13 protein-coding genes and 1 riboswitch are annotated in these 13321 nt (G+C 58.0%); of the genes, 3 read left to right on the forward strand and 10 right to left on the reverse strand.

All coding sequences use genetic code 11. The annotated features are described in order from the left end of the window. Positions 1–144 precede the first annotated feature (144 nt). The 9 genes from KI810_RS06210 to trxB form a co-directional block, all read right to left on the reverse strand. Complete coding sequence (locus KI810_RS06210) at positions 145–741, reverse strand: hypothetical protein (RefSeq protein ID WP_078788880.1); 597 nt, start codon at positions 739–741, stop codon at positions 145–147. An 87-nt stretch (positions 742–828) separates the two neighbouring features. Beyond that, positions 829–1290, reverse strand: a complete 462-nt coding sequence (locus KI810_RS06215; RefSeq protein ID WP_078788879.1) for a hypothetical protein — start codon at positions 1288–1290, stop codon at positions 829–831. Positions 1291–1345: 55 nt separating this feature from the next. Further along, positions 1346–1990, reverse strand: a complete 645-nt coding sequence (locus KI810_RS06220) for a sigma-70 family RNA polymerase sigma factor (RefSeq protein ID WP_214174570.1) — start codon at positions 1988–1990, stop codon at positions 1346–1348. Between the two features lie 146 nt (positions 1991–2136). After that, the gene (locus KI810_RS06225; RefSeq protein ID WP_214174571.1) at positions 2137–2466 is read right to left on the reverse strand and encodes a hypothetical protein; all 330 of its coding nucleotides are present in this window, start codon (positions 2464–2466) and stop codon (positions 2137–2139) included. A 262-nt stretch (positions 2467–2728) separates the two neighbouring features. After that, positions 2729–3496, reverse strand: a complete 768-nt coding sequence (gene trfA / locus KI810_RS06230; RefSeq protein WP_214174745.1) for a plasmid replication initiator TrfA — start codon at positions 3494–3496, stop codon at positions 2729–2731. Positions 3497–3509: 13 nt separating this feature from the next. After that, on the reverse strand, positions 3510–3623 hold the full coding sequence (locus KI810_RS06235) for an ATP-binding protein (protein ID WP_425513894.1): 114 nt from the start codon (positions 3621–3623) through the stop codon (positions 3510–3512). Between the two features lie 198 nt (positions 3624–3821). After that, complete coding sequence (locus KI810_RS06240) at positions 3822–6776, reverse strand: RCC1 domain-containing protein (RefSeq protein ID WP_214174572.1); 2955 nt, start codon at positions 6774–6776, stop codon at positions 3822–3824. Positions 6777–6947: 171 nt separating this feature from the next. Next, a riboswitch (cyclic di-GMP riboswitch) is annotated at positions 6948–7025 on the reverse strand. A gap of 58 nt (positions 7026–7083) precedes the next feature. Next, positions 7084–8106 carry a YifB family Mg chelatase-like AAA ATPase gene (locus tag KI810_RS06245; RefSeq protein ID WP_214174573.1) on the reverse strand — a complete coding sequence of 341 codons (1023 nt, stop codon included), beginning with the start codon at positions 8104–8106 and terminating at the stop codon, positions 7084–7086. Positions 8107–8236: 130 nt separating this feature from the next. Beyond that, complete coding sequence (trxB, locus tag KI810_RS06250; RefSeq protein WP_214174574.1) at positions 8237–9187, reverse strand: thioredoxin-disulfide reductase; 951 nt, start codon at positions 9185–9187, stop codon at positions 8237–8239. Positions 9188–9344: 157 nt separating this feature from the next. Here trxB and KI810_RS06255 point away from each other — a divergent pair, with 157 nt between their 5' ends. The 3 genes from KI810_RS06255 to ilvA all read left to right on the forward strand — a co-directional run bounded on the left by KI810_RS06255 (position 9345) and on the right by ilvA (position 12457). Beyond that, on the forward strand, positions 9345–10091 hold the full coding sequence (locus KI810_RS06255) for a hypothetical protein (RefSeq protein WP_214174575.1): 747 nt from the start codon (positions 9345–9347) through the stop codon (positions 10089–10091). A 55-nt stretch (positions 10092–10146) separates the two neighbouring features. Then, positions 10147–11178 (forward strand): cation diffusion facilitator family transporter, encoded by a 1032-nt coding sequence (locus tag KI810_RS06260; RefSeq protein ID WP_214174576.1) that lies wholly within the window; start codon positions 10147–10149, stop codon positions 11176–11178. A 70-nt stretch (positions 11179–11248) separates the two neighbouring features. Continuing rightward, entirely contained in the window at positions 11249–12457 is a 1209-nt protein-coding gene (gene ilvA, locus KI810_RS06265) for a threonine ammonia-lyase (RefSeq protein WP_214174577.1), read from the forward strand. Positions 12458–12501: 44 nt separating this feature from the next. On the opposite strand, the gene KI810_RS06270 is transcribed toward ilvA, so the two are convergent. Next, positions 12502–13188 carry a TIGR04282 family arsenosugar biosynthesis glycosyltransferase gene (locus tag KI810_RS06270; protein WP_214174578.1) on the reverse strand — a complete coding sequence of 229 codons (687 nt, stop codon included), beginning with the start codon at positions 13186–13188 and terminating at the stop codon, positions 12502–12504. Between the last annotated feature and the right edge of the window lie 133 nt (positions 13189–13321).

Here is a 13321-nt window from a genome sequence, read left to right on the forward strand (position 1 = left end):
TGAAGGAGACGTTTTGGGGGAATATTTCGGGGAATATTTAGGTTCCTTCCGATTATGGACCCTGTATAGGTACCTATTTATTCCCCCAAAAAGGTTCCTTGTCTCTGTTTGTAATACATGGAGAGCTATTGTCTCCATGTTGCGTTATTGGTTTTGTCTCTGAGCGATCAAGAGTTCTAGTCGTTTGATTTGCTCATCATAACGGAGCGCCACCTGGAAACGCTGCAGTGCATGCTCCAGATCGATGCCGCCGGCATTTATCGCAGGATTGCCGATCATCTCGGCAACATAGGCATTGCGGTCGGGATGCCAGACGATTGTTACTGATGGATGTGGATCGTGTATTCTGGTGGTTGGGACCCTCTGCGGCGGATCTTCGCCAAACATCCGCGCATAAACGGCAGGAAAGTCTCTCTTCAATGCTTCATGAATGTCGCCCTGTTCACCTAGTGCCAGTTCTCGTGCTGCTTTTACAGGATCAAACCCCCATCCTATGCACCAACGCGGGAAGGAATACCCTATTTTTTTCAGTGCTGATTCCCACTTGTCATCGATTCCGTATGAACGGCGTAGTCCAACTTTTTCAAGGGTATCAATGTCGCCGGTACCCTTGAGTAGGTTATGGATATGTGCGACCCAGCTTTTATTCACCGCCCTGCTTATTTCAATGACGCTCAAACCGGCGTTAAATGCCTCAACGATTCGCGAGTTGAGCTTTTCTTCCAGATTTTCTACTCTCATTCCGATTCTCCTTGCGTTGATGAGGTACAACATATCTAAAAGAACAAGTTCTTATAGATATGTTTAGTTGTCGACTCTGACAGATGTTTATGACCAAAAATTATCGTGGTTACCCTCCAACATGGCCAGCTGGATCAAAGTATGTTTGCGGCTTCCGATACGAGAATGACGGCGAAGGTTATATGCCGCCTGTCGAACCCGGTGGATTTTGAATTGCGGATACTCGACCTCGAAGTGCTGCTGGATGCGACTTGCCATTTCTCTAACGCTGAGTTTTGCTCTAGGTTTGAGATTGAGGTAGCTACTAAGGATGTATCGTTCAATTTTGCCGAAATCGGGGAAAGCCAGCATGACCGCCCTTTTGTCTGGTTTGAAGGTCTTATTCATTTGGGCAACGTACCATTCGTCTGTCCAGACTCGACAGAGAGCAGAAATAAGCAGCTGATTACTGTCAGTAAGCGGGAATTCGATGATGCGGTCTTCAGCAAGGCGCCTGAGCACCTTCTGGGATAATGGTTTGAACTTCGTGATTGCAGTATTGAGTTTCATAATGGCTCCTTTACAGGTTGTAATAGTCAACTGCTGTTGCCGTGAAGATCCTAAATCAGGAAGGCGGGCTTCTTGCTGAAAAACCCAAAGGCGTGAAGTCCTGAATGGCTACACAGCCAGACATTATTTCCTGGTGCTGTTGGGTCACGAGCCTCATGCGGTCAACGACTATGGTTCCGTTGTCTGCGAGCTGCTTTATTCGTCTGAACGCCCTTTTCAGAGTGTCTCGGACATTAAAGTCAGAACAGCCGTAGAGATCAGCGATCTCGTATGTGGATAGTTTCCCTTGGTCCGCAACCCCCAGGGAGAGAGATAGAGTTTCCCTTTCCTTTTCCGTCAAGTGGTGGGAAATAGCCTCGAATATCGCCTCGATGTCAGCACCATCATCACTCCCGTGAATCGTCTGTTCGACTGCCTCAATGTCGCCATAACAGATATGCGAAGGAATCGAATTGGACCCATGGGTGAAGTTAGGGTCGGGAGTCAGAACGCTGATCTTGTTCCGGAATGTGGTCCAGAAGGCAGCCTCGAACGGGATATTCTTCTCCTGACTGCGAAGAACCGCGACGAATGCAGCCTCGTATGCCTCTTGCTGAAAGTCGCACATTTCATAGGGGGTGAATTTCCGATACTGCCTGATCTTGCTCTTGATCGTGGGTTCGTTGTCCTGCACCCATTGCATTGCCTTGAAGAAATCCATGTGACCTCCGCTCAAACAAAAAAAGCCGGTCACGGAAGTTTTCTCCGTAGACCGGCTTTGCCAGCACATTGAAGTGCCCGGCCGTGCCAGATTGAATCTGTGCTATTAGGTTGTCGTACTACTACTGGAGACCGGGTGTTCCCGGATCACTTTACGGTTTCAGAAAGTCTTACTCCTAAGCATGAAGCGATACGGATGATTTCCTCTGTAGAGGAGATCTTCCGAAGATGATCTTCAACCTTTCTCCTGATTCTCACGGTGTCCCATCCTGAAGGAAGGTAGACGCCAAAAAGATGAATGGTACCGTCTTCAGCAATGCTGATGGTTTGATCACGGAATGCCTTGATGACGACATTGATGTTCGGCAGGCCTTCATCCAGGCGGTATGCATTTCCGGTATGGGTAATGGTGAGTCCTTGCTGACGTAAATAAGCGATGACAATTGTCACAGCGTCATCAGGAACTGGGCAGTTCATGGGGGTCCTCCTTGATGTTTTTCAGCCCCTAATGGTTATAAAAGGTTAAAAGAAGGTTAGGGGGTTGTGGAAAACTCTGTAACATCGCGTGCTGCAAAACGAATTTCCGATGTGCTTGTCGGCCAAAGGTCAATAGTTCTGCCGGTCTAAAGTCAATAGGTTTGCCGGTCAAAAGTCAGTACCTGTAGGGCTTAGGTCTATACTTTGTCGGTCAAAAGTCAGTAGTTCGCCGGTCATAAGTCAATACTTGGTAAGTCATAGGTCAATGCCTCCGTGCGACGGTAACCAGGTCATCCTTGACCTCCCAGGATTCGAGGAAACTCACTTTCACGAGAACATCGAGCGCTTTTCTCAATTCGATACGGAAATGCCTCAGCTCCATTTCGGAACCGCACAGCTTGATGAGAGTCTCAGCCTTTACCGGGAAAGGTTTCCGATGACTTGACCAGTAACCAAACAACTTGGATGCGATGCCGTCTGGAAGCGCTCGCCTCGTTTCCCAGTTCACTCTCGTCAGGAACTCTTCGTCAAATAGGAGGCGCATTTCCTCGCCAACCCAGACTTCCCATCGGGACAGATTTTCATTGTTATCGTTTCTGGATCTGAACTTAAGGATCAGAGAAACACTGATGAAGGTATCAAGGCGTTTTGATTGGAAGCGGATTGCTGTAGCCTGCATCCTGCTCAAGCAGACACGGAGTCGGTCGTAGCTTTGGCCCTTGATGGGCCAGCCAAGCATTTTGATGAAAGAATAGGGGGTGAAGTCGATGCAATCGCCAAGATGGGTCTTTTTTGCCAGGTGCATCAGGTGCAACCAGACAAGTTCATCATCCTGGCGCAGTTCCTCACCACGATAAATTACCTGGCCGTCTCCGATCACAGCTATTTCTGCGTCCTTCATGAAGAGACGAGCTTGATTACGGTTCCGGCAATTGAAAAGTGCCGAACGAAGGATTTCATTCGGCATTGCTCTTTGAGTATCAGGCCACTCTGGAAGATACTTCGGTCTCGCTACGAGGCTTTCGAGAATGCGTTCGAACGAATCAACAGGGGTTCATGGCGGAGACGAGCATGAGGCGGGAGGGATAGGTGATGGAGGAGAGCGCCCGGGAGATGGTGACCCGGCCATCCTCCAGGGGCTGACGCAGGACTTCCAGGACGTGTTTCTTGAACTCCTACTGGGAAAATCCAATAGTACTTGCCAATAGTTCCAATATTGTTTTACTTTCCACCTGATTTCAATAGGTTATTCGATAGTGATGATTTTTGGTTCCGATCCGCACAATAAAGCTGCTCACAACTGACAAAAAAGGGCCTGGCAATTGCCAGGCCCTTTAAGGCAGTCATTGTTTCGTTTACCAGTTCCCGACCACCGGGACAACGTTCTGCAAGCCCATGCCGAAAGCGCCATAGGTGTCTGTCGGCTCACCCTCCCAGGCCCAGTTGTTGCTCTTGTCCAGGTACCAGTTCCCGTCGCTGTACACGCCGATCTTGGTGATACCATCGCCGTTCCAGTCACCAGTAACGGGAATCACGTTCGAAAGGCCGGCCCCGAAGACGCCATACGTGTCGGTGGGGGTGCCGTCCCAAGCCCAGTTTCTGTTGTTGTCCAGATACCAGATGCCGTCCGCATAAATACCGATTTTGGTCTTGCCGTCACCGGTCCAATCGCCGACCACCGGTTTGGCATTGGGAACGCCACTGCCGAAGTACCCCTGTACATCGGTCACTGCGCCATCCCATGCCAAGTTCTGGTTCATGTCCAGATACCAGATGCCGTCTGCATAAATACCGATTTTGGTCTTGCCGTCGCTGGTCCAGTCGCCGACCACCGGCTTGGCATTGGGTATCCCGACGCCGAACACACCTTTGATGTCAACCCCTTCGCCGTCCCACTGGCCGTTGCCGTTCATGTCGAGGTACCAGATGCCATCGATGAAGACTCCGATCTCGGTCTTGCCATCGCCGTTCCAGTCCCCCACCACCGGAATCGCTCCGGTAAGGCCGATACCGAAAATGCCGAGGCTGTCCGTGGGGGTACCGTCCCATGCCCAATTCCGGTTCGTATCCAGGTACCAGTAGCTATTGCTGAAGATGCCGATCTTGGCGGCAACTGCAGAGACGAGAGGTGAAGAGGCATCAAGGTTTATCAGCGCCGGGTGGGGTGTGATGTTCACCGCGACCCCCAACTGGCCGTTGCCGTTCTCCCCGCAGGCCCAGACCGTGCCGTCGATTTTCAGAGCCACGGTGTGGTACCAACCCGTGGCGATGGCGCTTATGCCGATGAGGTCGCTTGCCTGCACCGGGTTCGTGCGATTGCTGGTGGTGCCATCCCCCAGCTGGCCGTTGCCGTTATACCCCCAGGCCCAGACCGTGCCGTTGTTTTTCAGTGCCACGGTGTGTTGTGCACCCGCGGCGATGGCGGTTATGCCGGAGAGGCCGCTCGCATGCACGGGTGTAGTGCGTATGCTGGTGGTACCATCCCCCAGCTGGCCGTAGTAGTTAAACCCCCAGGCCCAGACCGTGCCGTCGTCTTTTAGCACCACGGTGTGTTCTGCACCCGCGGCGATGGCGGTTATGTCGGAGAGGCCGCTCACCTGCACCGGGGTCGTGCGGTAGGTAGTGGTGCCATCACCCAGCTGGCCGTAGTAGTTATACCCCCAAGCCCAGACCGTGCCGTCGTTTTTCAGCACCACGGTGTGGTACCAACCCGCGGCGATGGCGGTTATGCCGGAGAGGCCGCTCACCTGCACCGGGGTCGTGCGATAGGTAGTGGTGCTATCCCCCAGCTGGCCAAACCCGTTATTCCCGCAGGCCCAGACCGTGCCGTCGTTTTTCAGCGCCACGGTGTGGTATCCACCTACGGCGATGGCGGTTATGCCGGAGAGGCCACTCACCTGCACCGGCGTCAGACGATCGGTGGTGGTGCCATCCCCCAGCTGGCCGTAGTAGTTACCCCCCCAGGCCCAGACCGTGCCATCGTTTTTCAGCGCCACGGTGTGGTCTCCACCCGCGGCGATGGCGGTTATGCCGGAGAGGCCGCTCACCTGCACCGGCGTCAGACGAACGGTGGTGGTGCCATCCCCCAGCTGGCCGTAGTAGTTATCCCCCCAGACCCAGACCGTGCCGTTGTTTTTCAGCGCCACGGTGTGAAAGGCACCTGCGGCGATGGCGCTTATGCCGATGAGGTCGCTCGCCTGCACCGGGGTCGTGCGTATGCTGGTGGTGCCATCCCCCAGCTGGCCATAGTTGTTACCCCCCCAGGCCCAGACCGTGCCGTCGTTTTTCAGCGCCACGGTGTGGTACCAACCCGCGGCGATGGCGGTTATGCCGGAGAGGCCGCTCACCTGCACCGGGGTCGTGCGTATGCTGGTGGTGCCATCCCCCAGTTGGCCGTTGCTGTTATAACCCCAGGCCCAGACCGTGCCGACGTTATTCAACGCCATGGTGTGGTGTCCAGCCGCGGCGATGGCGGTTATGCCGGAGAGGCCGCTTACCTGCACCGGCGTTGTGCTGCTAGTAGTGGTGCCATCCCCCAGCTGGCCGTAGTAGTTATATCCCCAGACCCAGACTGTGCCGTCGTTATTCAACGCCACGGTGTGTTGTGCACCCGCGGCGATGGCGGTTATGCCGGAGAGGCCGCTCACCTGCACCGGCGTTGTGCTGCTAGTAGTGGTGCCATCCCCCAGCTGGCCGTAGTAGTTATATCCCCAGGCCCAGACCGTGTCGTCGTCTTTCAGCGCCACGGTGTGTGATTCAGTTCCGGCGATGGCGGTTATGCCGGAGAGGCCGCTCACCTGCACCGGTTTCGTGCGGTAGGTAGTGGTGCCATCCCCCAGCTCGCCGTTGCCGTTACTCCCCCAGGCCCAGACTGTGCCGTCGTCTTTCAGCGCCACGGTGTGTTTATAACCCGCGGTGATGGCGGTTATGCCGGAGAGGCCGCTCACCTGCACCGGCGTTGTGCTGCTAGTAGTGGTGCCATCCCCCAGCTGGCCGTAGTAGTTATCCCCCCAGACCCAGACCGTGCCGTCGTTTTTCAGCGCCACGGTGTGGTCTCCACCCGCGGCGATGGCGGTTATGCCGGAGAGGCCGCTCACCTGCACCGGTTTCGTGCGGTAGGTAGTGGTGCTATCCCCCAGCTGGCCAAACCCGTTATCCCCCCAGGCCCAGACTGTGCCGTCGTCTTTCAGCGCCACGGTGTGCGCATAACCCGCGGCGATCTGGGGAGTGACAGCGGCCTGTGCCGGATTCAACAGCGCAAAGCCAAGAAGCAGTATGACGACGCAAATCAGGGAATGGACAGCTTTCATCTTGGGTAACCTCTTTAAATATCAATGGAGAATGTATCGAAAGGTAGTGGTGTCGCTGCTCCAGGCGTTATTAACGAAAAAACGCCCGCCTCCGGTTCTGCCGAAAGCGGGCGTCTATTCGTTCCAGGGGGAGTAGGTGCCTTGGGAAACGGTCCGAATAATGCAGTTCTCTTCGGCTACTGGGCTGCCTCGATGGCGAGGCCCCTGGCTTTGCGTCCCCGGATCGCTCCGGGTTTGCTCTTGTCAGAAAACTATTATAATTTTTTTACAAGCTACCATTTGCTTGAGCGTAGTGTCAATAAAATTGCTACGCAAAATACTGCACTGGATGCAATAAAGCCCCACAGTCTATGCGGTTGAGAAGGCTTTTCTGTTTAGCTAACTGTCTGAAATATTGTAACTTTGGGAGCTCGTCGAGGAAGAGGACGCCGTTGTGGGAAAGGGAGACCTCCCCCGGTCGGGGGGTGTTGCCGCCGCCGATCAGGCCGATGTCGGAGATGGTGTGGTGGGGAGACCGGTAAGGGCGGTGGGCGATGAGGGAGCGCTCCCGTTCCAGGAGCCCCATGACGCTGTAGATCTTGGTGGTTTCCAGCGCCTCGTCGAAGGACATGCGCGGCAGGATGGAGGGGATGCGGCGGGCCAGCATGGTCTTGCCGGAGCCTGGGGGGCCGAGAAGCAGGATGTTATGGGCACCGGCGGCCGCCACCTCAAGCGCACGCTTGGCGTGCTCCTGCCCCTTTACCTCGGCGAAGTCCTCGCTGTAGTCGGAATTCTGCCGGAACAGCTCCTCCACGTTCACCGTGCAGGGGGGAATGGCCCGGGTTCCGTTGAGAAACTCCACAACCTCAGCCAGTTCCCGCACCCCGATGACCTCCACACCTTCCACGACTGCTCCTTCGGGAGCGTTGTCCAGGGGGACGATGATGCCGGCGAAGCCTGCCGTGCGGGCGGCGACGGCCACGGGGAGGCACCCCCGGACCGGCTTGACGCTTCCGTCCAGGGAAAGCTCACCCAGGATGAGGTAGTCGGTGAGGCGCGGGCTCCTGACGACACCGGTGGCGGCGAGGATGCCGATGGCGATGGGGAGGTCGAAGGCGGTCCCTTCCTTTTTCAGGTCGGCGGGGGCGAGGTTGACGGTGATTTTTCGCTGGGGAAAGTCGTAGCCGGCGTTCTTGAGGGCCGACTTGACACGGTCCTTGCTTTCCTTGACCGCGCCGTCCGGAAGGCCGACGGTGGCAAACTGGGGGAGCCCCTGGGCGATGTCCACTTCCACGTCGACCGGAATGGCGTCGATGCCGAGCAGGGCGCTGCTTAAGACCTTGGCGAGCATGTCACCTCCCTGGAATACAGTTAGAGGTGGCTAATGTATACCAGCAGGGTTTGTTTGCCAAGGAATTTTGTGGGGCAGAGGGGGTAAGACTGCGCCGGCATGGAAGATGTTGTGCCGGCGCAGGTCGGATTCAGGATTTAAGCATCTCCAGGTAACGGTCGGCGTCCAGGGCCGCCATGCAGCCGGTGCCGGCGGAGGTGATGGCCTGCTTGTAGAACTGGTCCTGCACGTCGCCGGCGGCGAATACGCCGGGGACGCTGGTTGCGGTTGCGTTCCCTTCGCCACCGCAGAGGGTGCGGATGTAGCCGTTGTCCATGTCGAGCTGGCCGTCGAAAATCTGGGTATTGGGCTGGTGACCGATGGCGATGAAGCAGCCATGGACCGGTATCTCCTTGGTGGAGCCGCTGGTATGGCGGATCCGGATGCCGGTTACCCCGGTCACGTCGCCGAGCACCTCGTCCAGGGTGTGATGCCATTCGATGGTGACGTTCCCCCCCTTGGTCTTTTCGATCAGCCGGTCGGCCAGTATCTTCTCCGCCCGGAACTTGTCCCGGCGATGGATGACGGTGACGTGGCTGGCGATGTTGGCGAGGTAGAGGGCTTCCTCCACCGCCGTGCTTCCGCCGCCGATGACCGCCACCGGTTTCCCCCGGTAGAAGAAGCCGTCGCAGGTGGCACAGGCAGATACCCCTTTTCCCATGAACGCCTTTTCCGAGTGGAGCCCCAGGTAGCGGGCAGAGGCGCCGGTGGCGATGATGAGGGCATCACAGGTGTAGCTGCCGGCGTCTCCGGTCAGGACGAACGGCCGCGTGGAAAGGTCTGCCTTGTTGATGTGATCGTAGATGAAGGTGGTGTTGAAGCGCTCGGCGTGACGGCGCATCCGCTCCATGAGATCGGGGCCCTGGACGCCGTCCGGGTCGCCGGGCCAGTTGTCCACCTCGGTGGTGGTCATGAGCTGTCCCCCCTGCTGGAGACCGGTGATCATAGCGGGTTCGAGGTTGGCGCGGGCTGCGTAAACGGCGGCGGTATAGCCGGCGGGGCCGGAACCGAGGATTATCAGGCGATGGTGGGTTGTTTCCATGGGATGTCCTCCGGGATGTGTCGGGTGCCACGTGTCGTGTAAAGATAGCAGCAGGGGGGGCAAATTGCAAGACCGCTCAACGGGAAAGGATTGACCCGCGGGGAGCGGTTTGGTACACTCCACGCAGAATCCACGCGCTGAATCAAGGAGTGAAAAGATGGTGAGAGTTCTTGCGGTCCTCGTTCTGACCCTGCTGGTGAGCGGCCAGGCCCTGGGCGCCGATATCGGCTTTACGTCTGCTATCAGCCAGGGTGCCTTCAACAGTCTCAGCAAGGAAGCCGGTGTCGCCCTGGCCTACAAGAATGTGGCTCCGCCCCACCCCCTGGGAGTGACCGGCTTCGACATCGGCGTGGAAGCGGAGGCAGTCGATATCAACAAGGAGAGCGCCTACTGGAACGCGGCGTTCAACAACGACGCCCCGTCCTATCTCGTCCTTCCCAAGCTGCGGGTGCGCAAAGGGCTTCCCTTCGGCATCGACGTGGGGGGGATGTATTCGAACGTTCCCGACAGCAACATCCAGCTCTACGGCGCCGAGGTGAGCAAGTCGATCCTCGACGGCGGTGCCGCCACCCCCGCTCTCGGCGTGCGGGCCACGTACACCAGGCTTGCCGGACTGAACGACCTGGATATCCAGACCTACGGCGTGGATGCCTCCATCGGCAAGGGGATTCTCTTCCTGACCCCCTATGTCGGGGGTGGCTACCTCTGGGTCAACAGCAAGGCGTCGGGAGATCTGCAGCGCCTGGCGACAGCCGCCGGTGCGCCCCTCAGGGCAGAGAAGCTGTCCCTGGGTCGTGTCTTCGCCGGCGTGGAGATCAAGCCGTTCCCTCTCTTCCGGATCACTGGTGAATTTGAGTATGCCATCCGGCCGATCTACTCGCTGAAGGCAGCCATAGGGTTCTGATGAAACCGGCGGTACCGATGTCATTGTAAGGGCACCCGGTGCCCGGAGTAATTGCATGCACGCTGAAGCACACCTGGACAAAAGCATCGCCGGTCGGTTCAAGTACGCCATAATCCTGACATCGCTCACCCTGATCGCCGAGGTGATCGGCGGGTTCTGGACCAATTCCCTGGCCCTCCTCTCCGACGCCGCCCACGTCTTTCTCGACCTGTTCGCGCTCCTGCTGTCGCTTCTGGCCATAAAACTCGCCGCATTCCCGGCGTCCGATACCCGCACCTTCGGCTGGCACCGGGCCGAGGTGTTCGCCTCCTTCATCAACGGCGCATCGGTGTTCCTGATGGCCATTGGCATATTTTACGAGGCATGGGGGAGGCTGTTCCGTCCGGAAGAGGTGAAGAGCCTTCCCATGTTCATCATCGCCGCCATCGGCCTGGTCATGAACCTGGTATCGGCATCGGCGCTCCACAGCCATTCCCACGACGATCTCAACGTCCGGAGCGCGTTTCTCCATGTCATCGGCGACGCGGCCGCATCGGTGGGGGTCATTGCCGGCGGCATCGTCATGTACTTCACCGGCTGGTTCGTGCTGGACGCCATAATCTCGGTGGGGATAGGCGTGGTGATCTTCTGGGGGGCCTGGCGTGTCCTGCGGGAATCCACCCATATACTGCTGGAAGGGGTGCCGCGGGGGATGAGCACGGCCGAGGTTGCCGACGCGATCCGCTCCGTCGCGGGGGTGAATGACGTCCACCACCTCAATCTCTGGACCATCTGCTCCCACATCCTGGCCCTCTCTGCCCATATCGACGTCGAACCGGAGTACAAGGGAAAGCAGGCGATGGTGCTCCGGGAGATCGAGGAACTGCTCCTGGCGTCGTACCATATTTCCCATACCACCCTGCAGGTGGAGTGCACCATGTGCATCGAGACGCCGATGCTCAAGGAGTTGCGCCACCGGCCGCGCAAGGGGCTCCACGGGCATGGACACGGTCATGGGCATGGACACAGCCATGGCCATGGCACGTGCAGTCATGACCACCATGGCCATGATCATGGCCACGGGGACGACCATGACCATGAAAAATGAAAATCAGCCGTTGCTTGCAACCGCACTGCGAATCTGACTACGTGGCCAGGGGACCGTCCCCGGAGATTTCATGCTTGATTACGTCCTCATCCAGGAAGCGGCCGACCGCCTGAAGAAGCGGGTGCGGCGCACCGAACTTATCCATTCCCACCACTTCAGCGATACGCTCGCCTATCCCATCCATTTCAAGTGCGAGAACCTGCAGCGGACCGGTTCGTTCAAGATCCGCGGTGCACTGAATTTCATGACCTCCCAGCCGCGGGAATCCCTGCGGAATGGGGTAATTACCGCTTCGGCCGGCAACCACGCCCAGGGTGTGGCCTTTTCCGCCGACCTGCTGGGGGTGAAGGCCACGGTCTACATGCCCGAGGCGACCCCCCTGCAGAAGGTGCTCGCCACCCGCGACTACGGGGCTGAGGTGGTCCTGACCGGAAAGAATTTCGACGAGGCGTATGCCGCGGCGGTGCAGGCGGGCAAATCGAGCGGCGCGCTGTTCGTCCACCCCTTCGACGACCCGCTGGTCATGGCGGGGCAGGGGACCATCGGCCTGGAGGTGCTGGAGGAAATTCCCGATCTGGCCAACATCCTGGTCCCCATCGGCGGCGGCGGACTGATCGCCGGGATCGTCACCGCCATCAAGGAGACCCACCCTCATGTGCGGGTAATCGGCGTGGAGTCGGCGGCGGCCCCTTCCATGCACTATTCCCTCAAGAAGGGGAGCATCATGGCTGCTCCCCTGACGGTCACCCTGGCCGACGGCATAGCGGTCAAGCGGGTCGGGAAGAAGACTTTTCCCATCGTGCGGGAGCTGGTGGACGAGGTGGTGCTCGTGGAGGAGGAGGAGATCGCCCAGGCGATCGTGGCGCTCCTGGAACGGACCAAACTGCTGGTGGAAGGGGCGGGAGCGGTTACCCTGGCGGCGCTCCTGAACCACCGGGTCAGGGATATCGCCGGCAAGACCGTCTGTGTCCTGTCGGGGGGAAACATCGACGTCAAGACCATCGCGCTGGTGGTTGAGCGGGGGCTGCTGGCGGCGGGGCGCTACCTGAAGCTGAAGGTGGAACTGGACGACGTCCCCGGCTCACTGGCCCGTCTCTCGACAGACATCGCCGAAACCCGTGCCAATATCTCCCTCATTACCCACGACCGGCGTTCCAAATCGCTCCCCATCGGCCGGGCAGAAGTCCTCCTGGAGCTGGAAACCCGCGGCTTTGACCACATCCAGCAGGTGGTTGGCTACCTCAACAGCCAGGGATACGAGGTCGAGGTAATGAAATAAGGCAAGGCAAGGGGCGATAGGTAATAGGCGATAGGTGAATTTTCCTAAAGCCTCGTGCCTCGTGCCCCGAGCCTGTTTTCGATGAACTCCCTCGTCAGGGGGGCGTCGTTTTCTCTGTCCCGCAATTCAGGCCTCTGCAGGTCTTCAATCGTATCCACATCGTACCAGCCGGGGAGGAGCGCCACCCGGATCCCCGCTTCAGCTGCTTTGCCAAGGCTCTTCGCCAGTACATCACTCCGCGACCATTCGATCCCTCTGAACAGCTCAGCATGCATCTCCCCCAGGGCGACGAGATAATACCCGCCGTCCTCGCTCGGGCCGAAGACCGCCGCCTTGCCATTTGTCAGGTTGGCGAAGGCGTTTTCGATGAAGGCGAGGGGGAGGTCCGGCGAGTCGCTGCCGATGATGGCCACACCTTGGTAACCATGGGCGAAAGCGGTGCTGAAGGCGTTAGCCATGCGTTCCCCCAGGTCTTTCCCCTGCTGGGGGAAGAGAGGAAGCGATGGGGCAAGCTGGCGGAAAAAGGGTTCTGCGCCCGGTTCGTCCACGTAAAAAAGCATGTGATCGATGCCTGCCAGGCGGGAGGTCCGGCAGAGGGTATCCCGGAGCATGCATTCGTAGAGCCGGCCAGCTTCAACAGCGGTAAGAGGGGGGATAAGGCGGGTCTTTACCCGGCCGGGAACGGGGTGTTTGGCAAAGATGATGAGGGCCTGCTTACGGGGTTGGGGCATAAGATGTTGTTTTGTAAGGAAATGGCAATATGGCGGTGAAAGTCCGTAAAACCGCTGCTGTCAAGGTTTTGACAAGGGGCTGACAAACAAAAAGTCTAGCGTTTTCCACAATTTCGGAGCTTTTCAACAGGGT

Source organism: Geomobilimonas luticola, from assembly GCF_018476905.1.
In the GTDB taxonomy this organism is placed as follows: domain Bacteria; phylum Desulfobacterota; class Desulfuromonadia; order Geobacterales; family Geobacteraceae; genus Geomobilimonas; species Geomobilimonas luticola.

Bases quoted from the DNA above. Each gene is read 5' to 3' on its own strand.
- KI810_RS06240 (WP_214174572.1), bottom strand. From the start codon at position 6,776: ATGAAAGCTGTCCATTCCCTGATTTGCGTCGTCATACTGCTTCTTGGC.
- KI810_RS06210 (WP_078788880.1), bottom strand. From the start codon at position 741: ATGAGAGTAGAAAATCTGGAAGAAAAGCTCAACTCGCGAATCGTTGAG.
- KI810_RS06220 (WP_214174570.1), bottom strand. From the start codon at position 1,990: ATGGATTTCTTCAAGGCAATGCAATGGGTGCAGGACAACGAACCCACG.
- trxB (WP_214174574.1), bottom strand. From the start codon at position 9,187: ATGGAAACAACCCACCATCGCCTGATAATCCTCGGTTCCGGCCCCGCC.
- KI810_RS06270 (WP_214174578.1), bottom strand. From the start codon at position 13,188: ATGCCCCAACCCCGTAAGCAGGCCCTCATCATCTTTGCCAAACACCCC.
- KI810_RS06215 (WP_078788879.1), bottom strand. From the start codon at position 1,290: ATGAAACTCAATACTGCAATCACGAAGTTCAAACCATTATCCCAGAAG.
- KI810_RS06260 (WP_214174576.1), top strand. From the start codon at position 10,147: ATGCACGCTGAAGCACACCTGGACAAAAGCATCGCCGGTCGGTTCAAG.
- KI810_RS06255 (WP_214174575.1), top strand. From the start codon at position 9,345: ATGGTGAGAGTTCTTGCGGTCCTCGTTCTGACCCTGCTGGTGAGCGGC.
- KI810_RS06245 (WP_214174573.1), bottom strand. From the start codon at position 8,106: ATGCTCGCCAAGGTCTTAAGCAGCGCCCTGCTCGGCATCGACGCCATT.
- KI810_RS06225 (WP_214174571.1), bottom strand. From the start codon at position 2,466: ATGAACTGCCCAGTTCCTGATGACGCTGTGACAATTGTCATCGCTTAT.
- ilvA (WP_214174577.1), top strand. From the start codon at position 11,249: ATGCTTGATTACGTCCTCATCCAGGAAGCGGCCGACCGCCTGAAGAAG.